At 62.0% G+C, this 18,088-nt stretch carries 15 protein-coding genes; 6 read left to right on the top strand and 9 right to left on the bottom strand.

Annotated features, from left to right (window positions below; translation table 11 throughout):
- Nucleotides 1-31 precede the first annotated feature (31 nt).
- From H7847_RS10235 to H7847_RS10225, 3 genes are all read left to right on the top strand, one after another.
- Nucleotides 32-1,021 (top strand): TAXI family TRAP transporter solute-binding subunit, encoded by a 990-nt coding sequence (locus H7847_RS10235; RefSeq protein ID WP_227269386.1) that lies wholly within the window; start codon nucleotides 32-34, stop codon nucleotides 1,019-1,021.
- A gap of 120 nt (nucleotides 1,022-1,141) precedes the next feature.
- Complete coding sequence (locus tag H7847_RS10230) at nucleotides 1,142-3,532, top strand: TRAP transporter permease (RefSeq protein WP_227269385.1); 2,391 nt, start codon at nucleotides 1,142-1,144, stop codon at nucleotides 3,530-3,532.
- Between the two features lie 159 nt (nucleotides 3,533-3,691).
- Nucleotides 3,692-5,440 (top strand): sugar phosphorylase, encoded by a 1,749-nt coding sequence (locus tag H7847_RS10225; RefSeq protein WP_227269384.1) that lies wholly within the window; start codon nucleotides 3,692-3,694, stop codon nucleotides 5,438-5,440.
- 39 nt (nucleotides 5,441-5,479) lie between these two features.
- Here H7847_RS10225 and H7847_RS10220 read toward each other — a convergent pair whose 3' ends face one another.
- The gene (locus H7847_RS10220) at nucleotides 5,480-6,700 is read right to left on the bottom strand and encodes a glycosyltransferase family protein (protein ID WP_227269383.1); all 1,221 of its coding nucleotides are present in this window, start codon (nucleotides 6,698-6,700) and stop codon (nucleotides 5,480-5,482) included.
- 5 nt (nucleotides 6,701-6,705) lie between these two features.
- Complete coding sequence (locus tag H7847_RS10215; protein ID WP_227269382.1) at nucleotides 6,706-7,497, bottom strand: HAD-IIB family hydrolase; 792 nt, start codon at nucleotides 7,495-7,497, stop codon at nucleotides 6,706-6,708.
- A 165-nt stretch (nucleotides 7,498-7,662) separates the two neighbouring features.
- On the opposite strand from H7847_RS10215, the gene H7847_RS10210 reads away from it, so the two are divergent.
- Nucleotides 7,663-9,663 (top strand): putative bifunctional diguanylate cyclase/phosphodiesterase, encoded by a 2,001-nt coding sequence (locus H7847_RS10210; protein WP_227269381.1) that lies wholly within the window; start codon nucleotides 7,663-7,665, stop codon nucleotides 9,661-9,663.
- A 100-nt stretch (nucleotides 9,664-9,763) separates the two neighbouring features.
- Here the strand turns inward: H7847_RS10210 and H7847_RS10205 are convergent, their stop codons facing one another.
- Nucleotides 9,764-10,522, bottom strand: coding sequence for a sulfite exporter TauE/SafE family protein (locus H7847_RS10205; RefSeq protein WP_227269380.1), 759 nt, complete (start codon nucleotides 10,520-10,522; stop codon nucleotides 9,764-9,766).
- Between the two features lie 96 nt (nucleotides 10,523-10,618).
- Between H7847_RS10205 and H7847_RS10200 the strand changes: the two genes are divergently transcribed.
- Nucleotides 10,619-11,479, top strand: coding sequence for a LysR family transcriptional regulator (locus tag H7847_RS10200; RefSeq protein ID WP_227269379.1), 861 nt, complete (start codon nucleotides 10,619-10,621; stop codon nucleotides 11,477-11,479).
- 43 nt (nucleotides 11,480-11,522) lie between these two features.
- Here H7847_RS10200 and H7847_RS10195 read toward each other — a convergent pair whose 3' ends face one another.
- From H7847_RS10195 to H7847_RS10185, 3 genes are read right to left on the bottom strand one after another with little or no spacing between them, the layout of a single operon-like run.
- A complete protein-coding gene (locus H7847_RS10195; protein ID WP_227269378.1) occupies nucleotides 11,523-12,188 on the bottom strand; it encodes an alpha/beta hydrolase in 666 nt (221 codons plus the stop codon).
- Nucleotides 12,185-12,817 carry a DNA-3-methyladenine glycosylase family protein gene (locus tag H7847_RS10190; protein ID WP_227269377.1) on the bottom strand — a complete coding sequence of 211 codons (633 nt, stop codon included), beginning with the start codon at nucleotides 12,815-12,817 and terminating at the stop codon, nucleotides 12,185-12,187. The genes H7847_RS10195 and H7847_RS10190 overlap by 4 nt, the downstream gene beginning before the upstream one ends.
- A complete protein-coding gene (locus tag H7847_RS10185; protein ID WP_227269376.1) occupies nucleotides 12,814-13,557 on the bottom strand; it encodes a precorrin-6A/cobalt-precorrin-6A reductase in 744 nt (247 codons plus the stop codon). Before H7847_RS10185 ends, H7847_RS10190 begins: the two co-directional genes overlap by 4 nt.
- A 78-nt stretch (nucleotides 13,558-13,635) precedes the next feature.
- On the opposite strand from H7847_RS10185, the gene H7847_RS10180 reads away from it, so the two are divergent.
- Nucleotides 13,636-14,847, top strand: a complete 1,212-nt coding sequence (locus H7847_RS10180) for an MFS transporter (RefSeq protein WP_227269375.1) — start codon at nucleotides 13,636-13,638, stop codon at nucleotides 14,845-14,847.
- Nucleotides 14,848-14,859: 12 nt separating this feature from the next.
- On the opposite strand, the gene H7847_RS10175 is transcribed toward H7847_RS10180, so the two are convergent.
- Genes H7847_RS10175 through cimA form a run of 3 tightly spaced genes read right to left on the bottom strand, consistent with a single transcriptional unit; the run spans nucleotide 14,860 to nucleotide 17,959 of the window.
- A complete protein-coding gene (locus tag H7847_RS10175; protein WP_227269374.1) occupies nucleotides 14,860-15,627 on the bottom strand; it encodes a squalene/phytoene synthase family protein in 768 nt (255 codons plus the stop codon).
- A complete protein-coding gene (locus tag H7847_RS10170) occupies nucleotides 15,624-16,346 on the bottom strand; it encodes a class I SAM-dependent methyltransferase (RefSeq protein ID WP_227269373.1) in 723 nt (240 codons plus the stop codon). Before H7847_RS10170 ends, H7847_RS10175 begins: the two co-directional genes overlap by 4 nt.
- Nucleotides 16,343-17,959, bottom strand: coding sequence for a citramalate synthase (gene cimA, locus H7847_RS10165; RefSeq protein WP_227269372.1), 1,617 nt, complete (start codon nucleotides 17,957-17,959; stop codon nucleotides 16,343-16,345). Before cimA ends, H7847_RS10170 begins: the two co-directional genes overlap by 4 nt.
- Nucleotides 17,960-18,088 lie beyond the last annotated feature (129 nt).

The following is an 18,088-nucleotide window of genomic DNA, read 5'->3' as shown; positions in this document are numbered from 1 at the left end:
ACAAAAATAAGTTAGTGGAGGATAATCACACATGAAAAGCGCAGCCATAGTGCTCGTTGCCACAGCGGCGACAGCGACAGCAGCCTTTGCCGAGAGCCATCAGGATCGCACGGGATGGCCCGAAAGCTTTACTGTGGCCACAGCGTCGCAGGGCGGGACCTATTTCGCTTATGGGTCGGGATGGGCAAACCTTGTCGCCGAAGAGCTGGGCATCACCGGCGGCGGCGAAGTCACCGGCGGGCCGGGTCAGAACATGGCCCTGGTGCACACCGGGGATGCGCAGTTCGGCATGACCACCATGGGCCCTGCCGCCGAAGCCATCGCGGGGATCAGCCCGATCGCACCCGGGCTGCAGATGACCAACGCCTGTGCCATGTTTCCGATGTATCAGACCCCCTTCTCCGTGACAGCGCTGTCATCCTCCGGGATCACCAGCATTTCCGAAATTCCCGACGGGGCCCGGATCGGCTTTGGCCCGGCAGGCTCGACCTCCGACACCTATTTCCCGCGCATGATGGAAGAGCTCGGGGTCAATTTCGAGCGGCGCAATGGCGGCTGGACCGACCTTGGCGGTCAGTTGCAGGATGGGCTGCTGGACGTGATTGCCTTCGCCGCCGGGGTGCCGGTGCCTGCGGTCAGCCAACTCGAAGTACAGACCGATGTGAACATTATTGAGTTCACCGAAGAAGAGCAGGCTCAGATCCTCGAAGCGTTCCCGGTCGCTGAGTTCAGTATTTCCGCGGATACCTACACAACGCTCGAGAGCGACGCGCGCTCCGTTTCGATGTGGAATTTTGCCATCGCAAACTGCGAGCTGCCAGAGAGTTTTGTGAATGCGGTTGTCGATATCATCATGTCCGACAATGAGCGGATGATGACCATTCACCGGGCCGCACGTTCGACGCTGCCCGAAAACTGGGACAAGAACGCAGGCGTCCTGCCATGGCACCCCGGTGCTGCTGCGTGGTTTGTAGAAAATGCCGGTGCCGATATCCCGGCAGATCAGATTTTCAGCAAGTAAATGCTTATTTGACCGGGGCCGCGCTTTACGGTGGCCCCGGTATGTTTTTTGCTTTTCGACATAAATGATGCGGGTCGGGCGCGCCGCCGGGGACGTTTCGACAAACGCGAGGGCCACCCCATGAGCACCGACATTAAAAACGACGACATTACAGACGGCCCCGTGATTGCCGAAGGCATCGACGACGAACCGGTGGAAAGCAACCGGCGCCTCTTTACCGGCAAAACCCATCTGGTCATCGCGGCCTTTTCGGGCCTCTACGCCATCTTCCATATGGCGGCTCTGAACGGCTGGTCGATCCGGGGCTGGACCGGCATCGACATCCCCGGCCTGCCCGTCTTTCCGATGGAGACCTGGAACTTTCGCATCGTGCACATCGCCGGGGCGCTGATGCTGGGCTTTATCCTCTATTCTGCGCGCGCCTTTCCGAATACCGACAGGGGCGGCAGGCACCCGCTTGATCTGCTGGCCTATCTGGCCCTGCTGCCGGCGCTTTATGCCTGCTACACGGCCTTGACCTTCGCGGCGCAAATCTCGGGTGGCGTGATGTGGAACGGCATCGACGAAGGGATCCGCGCCGCCGAGATCTATCACTACGGCGTGCCGCTGATCGCCGCGACCGGCATCGGCATCGCGCTGAGCTGGCTGCGCCCCAGAGTGCGCGGGGTGATCTCGCCTGCTGACCTGGTGCTCTGTGTCTGTGCAGTGGGTGTGGCGCTCTATCTCGTTACCATCTTTGGCACTTTAATGCGCAATGCCACCGGCACACCCTTTGCCCCCATCGGGATGAGCCTTGCCGCCCTCGCGGGCATGCTGCTCATCATGGAGCTGACGCGCCGGGTGGCCGGGCTCGCCCTGATTGTCATTGCCGGGGTGTTTCTGCTTTATGTCTTTGTGGGCGACAAGCTGCCGGGCTTTCTCAATGCGCCCGACATCGCCTGGCAGCGGTTCTTCAGCCAGCTTTATACCGATGCCGGTATTCTGGGACCTACCACGGCGGTCTCCTCGACCTATATCATCCTCTTCATCATCTTTGCGGCCTTCCTGCAGGCCTCCAAGGTCGGGGACTACTTTGTGAACTTCGCCTTTGCCGCCGCCGGACGGGCGCGCGGCGGGCCGGCCAAGGTGGCTATTTTCGCCTCCGGCCTGATGGGGATGATCAACGGCACATCGGCGGGCAACGTGGTGGCCACCGGGTCGCTCACGATCCCGCTGATGAAGAAGGTGGGCTACAAACCCCGCACCGCAGGGGCCGTGGAGGCCGCGGCCTCCACCGGCGGGCAGATCATGCCGCCGATCATGGGCGCGGGCGCCTTCATCATGGCCGAGATCACCGGCCTGCCTTATACCGACATCGCGATTGCCGCGATCATCCCGGCGGTCCTCTACTTCGTGTCGGTCTATTTCATGGTCGATTTCGAGGCCGCAAAGCTCGGCATGCGCGGGATGCGCGAAGACGAGCTGCCCAAGTTCCGCGACATGGTGCGCCGGGTCTTCCTGTTCCTGCCGATCATCATCCTGATCGCAGCACTTTTTATGGGGTATTCCGTGATCCGCGCGGGGACCTTGGCCACCGCGGCGGCGGCGGCCGTGTCATGGGTGCAACCGACGCGACTGGGCTACGCGATCACCGTGGCGCTGCTGGCGCTGCTGATGGGCGCGGTCGCTTTGCCGGGACTGGCCGCGGCGCTCACAGGGGGGCTCGGCGCGACAATTCTGGCGGTCGCGGCCCTGGCGGCGGCGGTCTTCTGGATCTTTGCCTACAAGGGATCCGGCATGGGACCGGCCAAGGTCGCCAAGGCCTTCGAGATGGCGGGCTATATGTCCATCCAGATCATCGCGGTCTGCGCCTGTGCCGGTATCATCGTCGGGGTCATTTCGCTCACCGGGGTGGGCGCGCGGTTCTCCTCTGTGCTTTTGAACATCGCCGATGCCAACCAGCTTCTGGCGCTGTTTTTCGCCATGTGCATCTCGATCCTGCTGGGCATGGGCATGCCCACGACGGCGGCCTATGCGGTGGCGGCCTCTGTCGTGGCACCCGGTCTGATCCAGCTTGGCATCCCGACACTGACCGCGCATTTCTTCGTGTTCTATTTCGCGGTTGTCTCGGCCATCACGCCGCCCGTGGCCCTGGCCAGCTATGCGGCTGCGGGTATCTCGGGGTCGAACCCGATGGGCACCTCGGTGGCGTCCTTCAAGATCGGCATATCGGCCTTCATCGTGCCCTTCATGTTCTTTTACAACAGCGCCATCCTGATGGACGGCACGGTGTTCGAAATCCTGCGCTCCGCCGCGACCGCGATTTTCGGGGTGTTCCTGTTGTCCTCCGGCGTGCAGGGCTGGTGGGTTGGCAAATCCGCCGGGGCCCCCATTCGTCTGGGTCTGGTGATTGTCGCGCTCTTCATGATCGAAGGCGGCCTGCTATCGGACCTGATCGGGTTGAGCGGGGCCGCCGCGCTCTATTTCCTGTCAAAGCTCACGGGTCGGAAAGCCACGCCTCAGACCGAATGAAACCGAAGGCGGCCCCGGCGCGATCCGCTTGGCCAAGTTTTGGTCATCCGCAGGGTCGCAGGAGGCTTCTCCTCGCTTTGGCACGATTTTGTCTGGGCAAAGCCGATCAAACGATGTTCTCTAGGCCACAGAATGAAGACCCCAGGACGCTCCTTATCAATGCACGCCCCTAAAACGACCTCTTTCAGTTTGCGGCTGGCGTCTCTCGTCCGCCAGATTTACCCCGATATCGACGCCGATATCCTGTCCAGCAAGATTGTCGAAGCCTTCTGGCCGGAAGGCACCAAGCCGCGCAAACGCGGGCGCCAGCCCGGCAACAAGCTGTGGACCGAACGGGATGCCCTGCTCATCACCTATGGCAACTCGATCATGGACGGTGCCCATAAGCCGCTCGATCTGCTGCATGATTTCCTGCTGAGCTATATGAAGGGCGTGGTCAATGGCGTGCATATCCTGCCGTTCTTTCCCTTTACCTCGGATGATGGCTTTGCGGTGTCGGATTTTCGCACGGTCAACCCGCAGCTGGGCGACTGGCCCGACATCAACCGCATCGGCACGGAATTCCACCTGATGTCCGATCTGGTGCTCAACCATGTCTCCAGCCAGGGCGCGTGGTTCAACGCCTACCGGCAGGGCCAGGCCCCCTATGATCGGTTCTTTTTCGAAGCCTCCCCCGAGGATGATCTGAGCTGCGTCGTCAGACCCCGCACGACGCCGCTCTTGCGCGAGGTCGAGACCATCCATGGTCCCCGCCATGTCTGGTGTACCTTCAGCCACGACCAGATTGATCTGGATTTCCGCAACCCGGAGGTGCTGCTGGAGTTCCTGCGCATCATCCGGCTGCATGTGGACAATGGCGTGCAGATCATCCGGCTCGACGCGGTGGCGTTCCTGTGGAAGGAGATCGGCACCCCGTCGATCCACCTGCCCCAGACCCATGCGATCGTGCAGCTGATGCGGATGCTGTGCGATTACGCGGCGGAAACGATCATCCTGCTGACCGAGACCAACGTGCCCAAGGCCGAAAACCTCAGCTACTTCGGCAACCGGAACGAGGCGCACGCAATCTATAACTTCCCGCTGCCGCCGCTTATTCTGCATGCGATGATGTCGGGCTCGGCGCGGTATCTGCAGCGTTGGCAAAGCGGGATGCCGCCGGCGCAACTGGGCTGTGCCTATCTGAACTTCACCGCCAGCCACGACGGCATCGGCATGCGCCCGGTCGAAGGGCTGCTGCCGCCGGAGGAGCAGGCGCAGATGATCCAGACGGTGCGGGATGTGGGCGGCCTTGTGTCCATGCGGGCCCTGCCGGGGGGGGGCGAATCTCCCTACGAGCTGAACACGACTTTCTTTGAGGCAACCCGGCGCACCTTCGCCGGCGAAGATGTGCTGCATTTTGAGCGGTTTATCTGTTCACAGACCATCGTGATGTCGCTGGAGGGCATCCCGGCCTTCTATATTCATTCCATGCTGGCGACCCCAAATGACCATGCGCAGGTCGAAAGGCGCGGCATGAACCGGGCGATCAACCGGCATCGCTGGGATTATCCCAGCCTGCAGGCCCTGCTGGCCGACCCCAGGACATCGCAGTCCCGCGTGCTGAACACCCTGTCAGAGCGGTTGCGGATCAGGGCCAGGCAATCGGCTTTCCACCCGAACGCGACCCAGTTCACCATGGCGCTGGACGACCGCGTGTTTGGCGTCTGGCGACAAAGCCTTGACCGGCATCAATCGATCTTTGCACTGCACAATGTCAGCGACGCGGCGGTTGACGTCGCCTCCGTATCCATGAACCTGATCGATGACGAAGATTGGGTGGATGTGCTCAGCGGTGAGGCCATCGACAGCACGAAAGAGACGATCCCGCTCGCCCCCTACCAATGCCGCTGGATCACCAACCGGGTTTAGGCGGGCGCAAGGCATTTGCCACACCATCGCGGCGGAGCTTTACTGAAACTCCGCCTCATCGGCCGCCGCAGCCGCCCGCATGTCCCCGAGGAAATTCGGGTCTGCCGCGTGCACGCGGTTCCAGGTGGGAATAAAGGGGGTCTCATGCGGGTTCTCGATGAAAATCTGCCCGGCCCGTACGATGTTTTCGGCAAAAAGCTCAATGGCCCGCTCTTCCTGATGCCGGTCCAGCGTCAACCCGTTCATCTTGGCGTCGTTGTAATACCCTTCCAGCAGATCAAGCGCGCTCCGGTAATACGTCGCTTTCAGCGCGCGGAACACATTGGCGTTAAAGACCGTGCCATCCGCGGCCAGCTTTCGGAAGATCGCTTTGCAGATATCGGTCGACATGCGGCTGAGCCCGGCATCGGCGTCCTGAGAGCTCAGGTCCTGATGTTTATGGTCATAGGCATCGGCAATCTCCACCTGGCAGACGGCCTTGGGGGCGAGGTTGCGCCAGGCCTCCGACAGCACGCCGATCTCAAGCCCCCAATCGGACGGGATGCGCAGGTCAGGCAGAATGGCCGTGCGCATCGCGAATTCACCTGACAGCGGATAGCGGAAACTGCGCAGATAATCGATGTAGTCGCGGTCCCCGATCACGCGTTTGAGCGCAATCAGCAGCGGGCTCACCAGCAGGCGCGTGACCCGCCCGTTCAACTTGTCATTGCCGATGCGCGGGTAATAGCCCTTGGCGACCTGATAGGGGAAATTCGGATTTGCCACCGGATAGACCAGACGCGACAGCATTTCGTTGTCATAGGTCAGGATATCACAATCATGGATCGCCATCACCGCACTGTCGGCACAGCCGATCAGGTAACCCATCGAGGACCAGACGTTCTTGCCCTTGCCCTGCTCGGCCGGCGCCAGCCCCATGGCGTCCAGCCGCGCCCCCAGTTCCAGCATGCGCGGGCTGTCATTCCAGATCACGATGTGGTTCTGATTCAACGCCTTGAAGCATTCCTTGGCATGGCGGAACTGCGCCTCATGCGCCTTGTCGAGTCCGATGATGATCCGGTGCAGATAGTTGACCTTGGCCAGCTCGGACATGATGTGGGGCATCGCATCGCCTTCAAGCTCTGAATAGAGGCAGGGCAGGATCAGCGAGATCTTCCGCGTTTGCGCAAAGGTCATCAGCTCATCATTGAGTTCCGGGACCGACCGGGTGCGCAGATTATGCAGGGTTGTGATGTTTCCATTCTGGTGGAAATCGGCCATTTGGGTCAGTCCTTTTGTAAATCAAGTCGTTCGAGCAGATCGAGTATCGCCATATTCCAGCCCAAAGGACCAGCCTGCGCCGTCCGTTGAATGCGGCCCTCGGCCTCCCCCTCCAGCTTGGGCAGAGGGGACCGTTTGGGGTTGGCGACGATAAAGCCGAAGTCCGCCGCTTCCAACATTTCCACGTCATTGGGGGCATCCCCGAGAGCCACGGTGTACCGGGGCCGGTAGGTTTGAACAAGCGCCGCCATCTGATCGGACTTGTTGCGCCCGAAAGACAGCGTCAGAAACCTGCCACCCTCGCGCATGGTGATCCCTTCGGCCTGTAACAGGGACTGAAATCGGGCCAGTTCAGACGCTGTTCCGGCCCAGAGGCCCGGCTCGGAATAGGCCCGGTCCTTGGCCAGTTCGGCTGCCTCCCGCGACAGGCCGGTGATCTGACGGAGCGCCTCGGGGCTCAAATCTCCAAAACCTGTGAAATGACGGCGCAGCCCGGGTGGCAGACCCTCCAGGGCAACCCGGATCGCCGCGTAGTCATTGGTGTCTTTTGCGGGGGCCGCCCCCGCGGGCAGCAGCCCTGCCCCGTTTTCAACGATGGCAGGCCAGTCGCGCAGATCAAGATCGCCGCGCAAGGCCTTTATTTCAGACGATGTTTTGCTGCTGGCCAGCACAACACCGGCGCGCGCCACCGAAAGCGCCGCCAACGCCGGTCTCGCGGCGTCCCATTGGTAGGTATCATGGTCAATGAGCGTCCCATCAAGGTCCGTAAAGACCAACAGGCCCAAAGTATCTCTCATGGGGGGAACTTGCCTGAGCTCTCCCGGAACGGCAAGGCGGCGAATGCCTCATCTGCCGCAAAAAACCGGTCCGGCGCTAAATGAAGTCTGGGTCCAGACCGATACGAATTCGGCAATTCTTAAACTTTTGATGCGATGAATGGGGGGGTGATTGGAAGGGTGGCAATGTTACTTTTTGGTCGGGTGACGTTTTTTGGTGCCGTAATTGCATCGATCTGGTTCGCGATAGGCTACGGCGTGGATAGCGCAGTTGAGCGTGTGATCCTGCGGGAATCCATCGACAAGGCAGAGCACTGGGGCACCTATATGGCGGACCGGGTTCCTGACCTTGAGGAGCTCATTGCCACCGGCAGGCCCACGAAAGAGCAACAAGATGTCATCCGCGAAGTCCGCACGATCGGTGACATCTTCAGGTTCAAACTCTTCAATGCCAATGGCCAGCTGGCACTCATGTCGGACGAAACCAGCTTCGCGGCTCCCTTGGGAACTGCCGCGACCGCAGACCCCGAGGTGGTAGAAGTTGCCCGAACAGGCATTCCGATTGTTGCTGTGTTCGACGGATCAGAAAAGCCCGACCGCCCCGATCTTTACGCAGAAGCCTACATCCCCCTGAAAGCCCCCGACGGCACAGTGCGCGGGGTTGTCGAGGTCTACGTCAACCAGACCGTGACACAGTCGTATTTCACCGAAAGCTTTCGGATGTTCGGCGCCATGCTGGTGGTGTTTTGTGCCTTGGTATTCGCGGTGCCCGGCCTTGCCTATTACGTGCAGCGCAATTTTGCGCAAAGGTCTCGCCGGGATGCTGAATACCTTGCCCGTTTTGATCCGCTGACCGGGTTGCTGAACCGCCGTGAGTTCGTAACCCAGACAGAGCACCGCGCAGGATCAGAACCTCTTTCGGTGGTGTGTTATGTCGATGTCGATCACTTCAAGAAGATCAATGACAGCCACGGCCATCTCGCCGGCGATGCATTTCTGGCCCATATCGCCGAGATGCTGAGAAGAAACTGCCGGCCAGAGGACATCATTGCCCGGTTTGGGGGCGACGAATTTGTCATCGCCTTCCAGAATGTGAGCCTGCAGGACGCCATAGCCCGCGTCCGGGCCTGCCTGAAGGACTGCGCGCGGGACGTTGAAATCCAAAACACGAGATTAAGCGGATCGATCAGTGTTGGATTGTCCGTGGTCGAGGACGAAGCCAGTCTTGAAGCGGCTCTGAACAACGCGGATGCGGCACTTTATTACGCCAAATCATCAGGCCGGAACGACTTTGCGGTCTATGGGGCGGAAATGGGCGCGGAATTGCGTCGGCGCCACGCGCTGGAAGCCCGGCTCCGCACAGCCATAAAGCAAAACGAATTTGAAATTCACTATCAGCCTTTGGTCGATGGGTCCGGGCGTCAGATCGTGGGATACGAAGCTTTGCTGCGGCTCTGCGATACGGACGGTACGCCGATTGCCCCCGACGTCTTTATTCCCCTGGCCGAAGAGCTCGGCCTGATCGAAGAGATCGGCAACTGGACGATCAAGACCGCCACCCTCGAGATGGCCTCGATCAGCGGCGATAAAATGCTGGCCATCAACCTGTCAACGGCACAGTTTCTGAGCGGAAATCTTGTCTCGACTGTCCGCGATGCACTCTCCGCCTCGGGGTTTGCCGCCCAACAACTTGAGCTGGAAATCACCGAATCTCTTTTGCAGGACGATTGCGCCATCATCGCCATGCAGATTGACACGCTCAAGGACATGGGCGTCTCGATCGCGATGGACGATTTCGGCACGGGCTTTTCCAGCCTGAGCTACCTTTGGCGATACGGGTTTGACCGGCTCAAGATTGATCGTTCCTTCGTTGCTGCGCTGGAGGCAGACCCGGTGCGTTCGCGGAAAATCATCGAAACCGTTGTGATGCTCTGCGAACGGCTTGACATGAAAGTCACAGCGGAGGGTGTTGAAAATAATGCACAATCACGTCTTCTGTCAGAACTGGGCTGTGATATCCTGCAAGGATACCTCTTTGGGAAAGCCGCCCCTCTGCACAGGCTGCAGGCCGAAGTTGAAAGCTCTGTGATCTATCAGGATTTCAGCAGCGGCCCCGCCGCCCTGACCTCGTCTGCCCCCGCCTCGGACCCTCCGACGGGTGACGTCGAACAAGAAACCAAGGGATAGCGCCGTCAAGACCGCGCGCCCTCCGGACCCGCCCTGCCGCTGCAGATTCACAATGCCCGCATCCGCGTGACCTCGGCAAAGTCAGACCGCAGCCTCCGCACTAGGCCATGACCGCCGCTGACCCATCCCAAAGCAGCTTGAGCCCGGCACAAAAGAGAAACGCATAGACAATTCCGACAAAAAGGTCGGCGGAGATGACACGATGCAGCACTGTTCCCCCCCAGACCCCCACCAATACCAAGGGCGCCAGCATCAGACTGATGCTCAGGCTTTCCTCGGTCAGCTGCCCCATCGCGCTATAGGCGACCGATTTGGTGGCATTCATGGCAAAGAAAAACATCGTGTTCGTCCCCACAAAAACTGATTTTTCCATCCCCTGCCGCAAGAGGAACCCCTTGACCGGCGGCCCCCCGGCATGGGCTACAAAACTGGCAAAACCGGACAGGGAGCCCAGCAAAAAGACCCCGCTGAAACGGGGTTTCCGCCTCGGTGATCCGTGCCGCGGGCCCAGCATGAACTGCGCCACAAGCAAAAGCGCCAAGACCCCGACAAACAAACGAATGAAGTCCGCGCTCATCCACTGAAACACCATGGCGCCGAGCGTCAGCCCGGCAATCGCACCTGGCAGAAGCGTGGCCACCACCGGCTTGCTCCATCGGTGTCGATATTGCCAGACGATCAGCAGATCCATCGCCAGCAGGATTGGCATCAGAACGGCGACGGCCAGCTGCGGGGAAATGTAAAGGCTCATCAACGGGACCGCCATGACCCCGAGACCGCCGCCGAACCCGCTCTTTGAAATCCCGGTTACAAGAACCGCAAAGGCGGCGACCAAAAAGAAAGATACCGGAAGATCCATAAGGGCCACTCACATAAGGTGCTGCCCTTGTAGGGAGGCGTTATAAAACATAAAAACGATTTTATATGCTTATATAAAACTTGAATTGAGATTTACATGCGAGACCTGAATGCGCTGGAAAGTTTTGTCATCGCGGCGGAGACGTTGAATTTCTCGGAGGCTGCCGCCCGCCGTCATACCGTGCAATCCGCAGTGAGCGCGCATGTCCGCAAGCTGGAAGAAGAACTGGCCTGTGTGCTTTTTTCCCGAGGCCGGGGGCGGACAATGCAGCTGACGCCCGAGGGGGCCTCCTTTCTGGTCTATGCCCGGCGCATCCTCGGCCTCTCGGATGAAGCGGTCAAGGCTCTCCGGAGCGCGCGCGGGCGACGCACCATTCGGTTGGGCACAACCGTCACATTGGCTTTGTCCGTGCTGCCCCGGACCTTGCGCGACTTTGCTCAGATCACACCCGATGTGCAGATCCAGATACAATGCGCCCGAAGTGACGCCCTGTTGGCGATGCTGGAAGCGGGTGAGATTGATCTCGCTTTCATGATGGATCAGGGCAGACGGCCCACGCGCGATTTCGTTGAAAGCACAAACCTCGTCTGGGTGGCCGGACCCAGGTTTGAGGGGCTGCCGAAGACGGCGGATGTTCCCCTTGTTTTTCTCACCGATGGCCGCGATCTGCGCAGCTATGCTTTTGAGGCGCTGGACCGCGCCGGCCGCAATGGCTTTCTGGCGCATCTGAGCCCGCATCCCATCGGGGTCCGGGCCATCCTGCAAGCTGGTCTGGCGCTGACGGTCATGCCGCAGGTTACCGTCGACGCGCCGCTGCAGGTTCTGGATGAAGCCCAGGGGCTGCCAAGATTGAAAAGCGTGGCTCTATCCTTGTACCGCACGATCGGTGCGCCGCCACCTGAGCAGGTAACACTGATCGATCTGATCCGGGAACAACTGACCGCCAAAGAAGGTTAAAACCCGCGCGTGGTCTCTCTACAGTGCCCCGGCGCCCCTTTTGCTAGAGGCTCAGCTTGTCGCGCATGAACGCCAGCGCCACCGACAGCCCATCCGGCGCGATGCCGTGGCCGGTGCCTTTCATGATATGCGCATAGACGTCCTTCCAGCCGGCCTCCTGCAAGGCTTCGGCAGCCTGGGGCAACGATTGCGGTGGCACCACGTCATCCGCATCCCCATGCACCAGCAAGACCGGTGGCCGCACGACGACCTCGTCCGCCAGTGTCTCAGGTGCCAGAAGTCGACCGGAGAACGCCACAAGCCCGGCCACCTCGTCTTCGCGCCGGGGGGCCACGTGCAGGGCCATCATGCTGCCTTGAGAAAAGCCAAAGAGAACCACCTGCTCGGGCAGCACGTCCTCATCCACCATCAGCGCATCGAGGAAGGCGTTCAGATCGTCCACCGCCTGCCGCATGCCGCGCTCGGATTCCTCTTCGGAGGAATTGTCGATCCAGGGGATCGGAAACCACTGAAACCCGAACGGGGTCCCCGCGCAGGCCTCCGGCGCATCGGGTGCGACAAAGAGCGTATCCGGCAGATGCTCGCCCAAGGGCTCCGCCAGCCCCAGCAGGTCCGCCCCATTGGCCCCATAGCCGTGCAAAAAGACGACGACAGAGCGCGTCTGCCCAGAGACCGGCGCGCGGCGCTCTGCATTCAAAACCCGTGTCATGTAATCCCTTCGCGTTGTTTGATGACCCGGTAGTACGCAAACAAAAGCCGCGCTGCAACCGAGCGCCACGGCGACCAGTCGCAGGCCATTTGCCGCAGCGCGCGTTCTGTTGGACGGGTCTCAAGCCGATAGAGCGCGCGTGCGGCCTCCTGCAGGGCCAGATCGCCCGGCGCAAAGACATCCGCACGGCCCAGGCTGAACATCGCGTAAATCTCGGCGGTCCAATTGCCGATACCGGGTACCGCGACCAGTGTTTTGACGACGTCGGCATCGGGCAGATCACGCAGCCTAATATAATCGATGTCGGCAGCCGCCAGGGCCTTGGCATATCGGGCTTTTTGGCGGCTGAGCCCGAGCGCGCGCAGGTCTGCGTCGGTGGCCCTCGTGACAGGAGGGGGGGCTGTCATACCTGCCCCTTCCAGTTTTGCCCACATCGCCTGTGCAGACGCCACACTGACCTGTTGGCTGACAATCGCGCTGAGCAGCTGGGCAAACCCGTCTGCTTTGCGGCGCAGCGGCAAGGGGCCGGTTTGCTCCAGCGCATAGGCCATGCGCGGGCAGTGCTGCGCCAGCCAACGCGCGCCCTCGGCCACGTCGGCATCGGTTTGCACAAGACGCCCCACCGTCACGGGTTGGCCTCCCAGGCCAGTGCCTCGGCGACCGTGTCAACAACCGTATGCGACACCGGGGGACGCCTGCGTGCGATCATCAGCACAGGGATTTCCAGCGCCCGCGCGGCCAGCAGTTTCGACATGCTGGCGGCACCCCCGACGTTGCGACAAATCAGATGGGTGATGCCCAACTCGGTAAACAGCGCTTGTTCCTGAAACTGTGAAAACGGCGGGTGGCCTTCGACAAATTCGACAAAAGCATAGGGCGGTGCGGCACTTGGCGCGTGGGTCTGACGCATGAAAAGCCGCTGCCCGGTGAATTCGGCGTAATCCGGCAAGGTCAGCCAGCCCGTGTTGGTAAAGGCCCGCGCGCCCTGAGGTATCGAGAGGGCCGCGTGACGGACGGTTGGAACATGGCGCCACCTGTCACGCACGGTCTGGCTCCAGGGGGGGCGCAGCAGTCGCAGATAGCGCAAGGCGTGGCGGGTGCAAAAACTGCTGACCATCTCGCAGATGTGATCGTCAAAGGCGTGGCTGGCATCAATCACGGTCGAGACGTGATGCGCCTGCGCCCAGTCCGCGAAGGCGTCTTTGCTGTCAAAGGCCCCCACGCGCGTGGGCACGGGAAAAGCATCGAACATGCGCTCGGGTTCAGGCAGGCTTGCGATGACCTGACGGCGCCGGGCGAGCAACGCAGTGATAAGCCCATGCGCCTCCCGCGCGCCGCCCATCACCAGTGTCGTGCGTTCAGGTCTCATGGGTGCGACTTTACGACTCTGGTTTGGAGGAGCAAGAGGGGTTGCCCTGACCTCGCCTTTGGGATTACGCAGAGCCTTATGGAAGTTCCTCAAGACAGCCGTGCAAAACGCAATGTCGTCGTTCTGGTGCTGGCTCAGGCCATTCTGGGCGCGCAGATGCCCATGTTGTTCATCGTGGGCGGGCTTGCGGGGCAGTCATTGGCCACCAACATCTGTTTTGCCACCCTGCCGATCACGCTGATCGTGCTGGGATCGATGCTGGCGGCCAATCCGGTCTCTGCGATCATGCAGAGATACGGCCGCCGCACGGGCTTCATGCTGGGGGCCGCCGCAGGGGCGATTGGTGGGGCCATTGGGGCTTACGGGCTTTATGCCGCCTCCTTTCCGATCTTTCTGGTCGGCAGCCTTATCACCGGCATCTACATGTCCGCGCATGGGTTCTACCGCTTTGCCGCGGCGGATACCGCATCGGACGCCTACCGGCCCAAAGCGATCTCATATGTTATGGCGGGCGGGCTGGCCGCTGCGGTGATCGGCCCGCAATTGGTCAAACTGACCTCGGACGCCTATGTCATCCCCTTCATGGGGACCTACGCCGTTATCATCCTGTTGAATGTCGTGGGCTCGCTGCTGTTTTTCGGCCTGGATATCCCCAAGACGCCCGCCCCCGATGCGGATAGCCCGGCCGGACGCACCCGGTGGGAGCTTATCACCACGCCGCGCATCGCCGTTGCCGTGATCTGCGCGACGGTCACTTACGCGCTGATGAACCTGGTGATGACCTCGACCCCGCTGGCGCTGGTGGGCTGCGGCTACACCACCGGGAATGCGGCGGACGTGGTCACGGCCCATGTGCTGGCGATGTATGTGCCGTCGTTTTTCACCGGCCATCTGATTGCGCGCTTTGGCACGCAACGCATCATGGCCATCGGGCTTTTCATCCTGGCCGTGGCGGGCGGTGTTGCCCTGTCAGGCATCGCGCTGGAGAACTTCTTTGTCGCCCTCGTCTTGCTCGGCATCGGTTGGAACTTTGGCTTTATCGGCGCCACCACCATGCTGTCGGAGGAACACACACCCGCCGAGCGCGGGCGCATGCAGGGGTTAAATGATTTTATCATCTTTGGCGGCGTGACACTCGCCTCGTTGTCCTCCGGCGGGTTGATGAACTGTTCCGGCGGCTCGCCAGAAGAAGGCTGGATGGCCGTCAACCTGGCCATGGTCCCCTTCCTCGCTCTGGCCGGTTCGGCGCTGATCTGGCTCATGTTCCGCCCCAAGACACAGACCGCCTGAGCAGCGCAGCGCCTAGGACCACCGCCACAAGAGCCAGGACCGACGCACCGGATGAAGCGCCAGCATCCCGTCCGGCACGCGCGTCGGCTGCGAAGCGGCCTGCGCCAGCAACGCCTGTGCCTGAAACGCCTCCGTCAGCGCGGCCCGCGCCGGTTTCGGCAAACGCCTGCGGATCTGGGCGGCGGCCTGCGCGGCGGTGGTGGTCTCTTTGGCAAGGGCACTGATCGCCTCCATACGCCCGTCGAGCAGCGGCACGCGCCCGCGCGCCTCCAGCTCGGGGATGGCCTGAAAGAACCGCGCCAGGCCCGCGGCATAGCCAAGGGCCCGCACCGGCTTTTCGGTCTCGGCAGGCGCGCCCAGCAGTCGCGCGGCGACCCACATCAGGGTGCCGGCGGTTTGCATCAGATAGTCTTCGAAATGGGCGGCATCTTCGAAGGCATCCTTGTAGATGTCCCAGCGCCGCACCGCCACGGATTTATCCAGATCCGATGCCGCCTGTCGGTCGAGGATCTCGCTCAGCGGTGTGACGACCTCGTGACGGCGCGGTCGCGCATCCGATGCGATCTCCTCCAGCGCGTCCCGCCACCATTGCAGGCGCATCTCGGCGATCATGGACTCTTGTGTGACCCAGGGGGCGCGCGCAACCTCCACATTGAACGCATAGAGCGGAAACAAAACCCCGCGGGCCGCCAACGGGCTGGCCATGGCAGCGGCAAAGCGGTCCGGGTCGCCTTTTTCCACGATGGCGGCACAGGCCGTCAGGTTGTCATCGAAGCTCATGCCGGGCGCACAACGCAGAGCGTGTAGCCAAAGGTCGCACGCTCCGCCCGCCAGAGGGCCGCTTCGGCTTCGGCCTCGTCCAGCACGGCCGCCAGATCGCCGGTGGCCCCGGGGCGCAGCTTTGCAATGCGGGCATCCAGCGGGCTGTAATAACCCTCCCAGGCGGCATCCGACAATCGGCGGCTGGCAAGGCAGTGATAGCCCGCTTTGGTGATATGCGCCTGCAGACCGGCCTCATCGGTCATGGCGGGGTAGTCCGCCCACCCCGCCCGCGCCGCCTCTGACGGGGTGTCTGTGAACCAGCACGGCTGCGAAAAGGCGATGGTGCCTTGCGGGGCCAGCGCCTTGCGCCAGAGCCGCAGCGCCTCGGTCACCCCCAGAAAATAGACCGCCCCCGCACACCAGATCAGATCATAAGGCCCGGTGATCTTGCTCATGTCCCCGGTGCGGATGTCGGTGCGGGGGTCCTGACCGTGGCGGGCCTGCGCCTGCGCCACAAAGGCTTCGACCTTGTCCATCGCGGTCACATGGCCCTGCGGGGCGGCCGCGAGCAGCGCCGCGATGTCAGCGCCCGGCCCGCAGGCGGCATCGCAGATGCGCGCGTCAGGTCTCACCCCTGCCACGTCTGCGGCCCAGGCCACATCGGCAGGCTCCCCGGGTCCTTCACGCGGCAGGTCGCGGTGCAGATCGAAAAAGGCCTCCCAATATGCAGCACTCATGTCGCCGTCCAGTCGCGCAGCAATTTCCAGCGGATCGCATCCAGCAGCGCTTCAAAGGAGGCATCGACGATGTTCGCAGACACCCCCACGGTCGACCAGCGCGCGCCCTGCCCGTCCTCGCTGTCGATGATGACGCGGGTTACCGCTTCGGTGCCGCCCTGGGTGATGCGCACCTTGAAGTCCACAAGCCGCATGTCGTCGATGACCGCCTGATAGGGGCCGAGGTCCTTGGCCAGCGCCTTGGCCAGCGCGTTCACCGGCCCCCGGTCGCTGCCGGTCTCGTCCATGCTTTCGGAGACCGAGAGTTTCTTTTCCCCGTTCACCTTCACCACGACCACCGCCTCGGAGAGGCTTATCATCCTGTCGTATTTGTTCTTGCGCCGCTCGACGGTGACGCGGTAGCGCTTGACCTCGAAGAACTGCGGCATCTGCCCCAGCGTGTCGCGGGCAATCAGCTCGAAACTGGCCTGTGCGGTGTCATAGGCATAGCCGATGGCTTCGCGCTCCTTGATGCGGTCGAGGATCAGGCCAAGCGCCGGGTCCCCTTTCGGCACCGTCAGCCCCGCCGCTTGCAGACGCTCGCGCAGGTTTGACTGGCCCGCCTGGTTCGACATCGGGATGATACGCGCATTGCCGACGCTGGCGGGGTCGATGTGCTCGTAGGTGGTGGGGTCTTTCAGGATCGCCGAGGCGTGCAGCCCAGCCTTATGCGCAAAAGCCGAGGAGCCGACAAAAGCCGCCTGTCGGAACGGCACCCGGTTGAGGATTTCATCGAGCATCCGGCTGGTGCGGGTGAGTGTTTTCAGTGCCTTATGGGTGATGCCGGTCCGGTAGCGGCTGGCATAGGGCTCCTTGAGCAGCAGGATCGGGATCAGCGCCGTGAGGTTGGCATTGCCGCAGCGTTCGCCCAGCCCGTTCAGCGTGCCCTGGATCTGGCGCGCGCCCGCATCCACCGCGGCCAGGGTGCAGCCCACGGCGTTTTCGGTGTCATTGTGCGTATGGATGCCCAGATGCGTGCCGGGGATGCCTGAGGCGATGACCTCCGCGGTCACCCGGCCAACCTCTTGCGGCAGCGTGCCACCATTGGTATCGCAGAGCACGACCCAGCGGGCCCCGGCGTCATAGGCGGCTTTGATGGTCTCCAGCGCATAGGCGGGATTGGCCCGGTAGCCGTCAAAGAAGTGCTCCGCATCAAACAGCGGCTCGCGCCCCTGCGCCTTGAGATGGGCGATGGATCGGGCGATATTCTTGGTGTTTTCCTCAAGCGTGATGCCCAGGGCGGCCTGCACGTGAAAATCATGGGTTTTGCCCACGAGGCAGACGGCCGGGGTCCGTGCGTTCAGCACCGCCGAGAGCAAATCGTCATTTTCCGCCGAGAGCCCCGCACGTTTGGTCATGCCAAAGGCGGTCATCAGCGCGCGGGTTTTCGGAGCGGCGTCGAAAAAGGCGCTGTCAGTGGGGTTTGCACCGGGCCAGCCGCCTTCGATGTAGTCGACCCCGAGGGTGTCGAGGGCCTCGGCGATGGCGCGTTTTTCCTCGGTGGAGAACTGCACGCCTTGGGTCTGCTGCCCATCCCGCAAGGTGGTGTCATAGAGATAGAGGCGGTCGGTCATGCGACACCTCGCCGAGGATGGCCGCGCCCCTCACCAAGCGGTGGTCTCAGTCCGGGCTGCAAACCCGGACAGCGCCCGACCCTCCCCCCGAGAGGGCGCTTCACGCCCCCCCAGGCTCGGGCGCTGTCC

Origin of the sequence: Roseobacter weihaiensis, assembly GCF_020622345.1 — a bacterium.
Taxonomy (GTDB): Bacteria; Pseudomonadota; Alphaproteobacteria; order Rhodobacterales; family Rhodobacteraceae; genus Roseobacter; species Roseobacter weihaiensis.
The sequence above is the reverse complement of the archived record's forward strand: the minus strand, read 5'-3'. Positions and strand labels throughout refer to the sequence as shown.

Coding starts and splice junctions, on each gene's coding strand:
- H7847_RS10175 (WP_227269374.1), bottom strand. CDS start 15,627: ATGAGCTTCGATGACAACCTGACGGCCTGTGCCGCCATCGTGGAAAAA.
- H7847_RS10195 (WP_227269378.1), bottom strand. CDS start 12,188: ATGACACGGGTTTTGAATGCAGAGCGCCGCGCGCCGGTCTCTGGGCAG.
- H7847_RS10210 (WP_227269381.1), top strand. CDS start 7,663: ATGTTACTTTTTGGTCGGGTGACGTTTTTTGGTGCCGTAATTGCATCG.
- H7847_RS10220 (WP_227269383.1), bottom strand. CDS start 6,700: ATGGCCGATTTCCACCAGAATGGAAACATCACAACCCTGCATAATCTG.
- H7847_RS10205 (WP_227269380.1), bottom strand. CDS start 10,522: ATGGATCTTCCGGTATCTTTCTTTTTGGTCGCCGCCTTTGCGGTTCTT.
- H7847_RS10215 (WP_227269382.1), bottom strand. CDS start 7,497: ATGAGAGATACTTTGGGCCTGTTGGTCTTTACGGACCTTGATGGGACG.
- H7847_RS10185 (WP_227269376.1), bottom strand. CDS start 13,557: ATGAGACCTGAACGCACGACACTGGTGATGGGCGGCGCGCGGGAGGCG.
- H7847_RS10230 (WP_227269385.1), top strand. CDS start 1,142: ATGAGCACCGACATTAAAAACGACGACATTACAGACGGCCCCGTGATT.
- H7847_RS10170 (WP_227269373.1), bottom strand. CDS start 16,346: ATGAGTGCTGCATATTGGGAGGCCTTTTTCGATCTGCACCGCGACCTG.
- H7847_RS10235 (WP_227269386.1), top strand. CDS start 32: ATGAAAAGCGCAGCCATAGTGCTCGTTGCCACAGCGGCGACAGCGACA.
- cimA (WP_227269372.1), bottom strand. CDS start 17,959: ATGACCGACCGCCTCTATCTCTATGACACCACCTTGCGGGATGGGCAG.
- H7847_RS10225 (WP_227269384.1), top strand. CDS start 3,692: ATGCACGCCCCTAAAACGACCTCTTTCAGTTTGCGGCTGGCGTCTCTC.
- H7847_RS10200 (WP_227269379.1), top strand. CDS start 10,619: ATGCGAGACCTGAATGCGCTGGAAAGTTTTGTCATCGCGGCGGAGACG.
- H7847_RS10180 (WP_227269375.1), top strand. CDS start 13,636: ATGGAAGTTCCTCAAGACAGCCGTGCAAAACGCAATGTCGTCGTTCTG.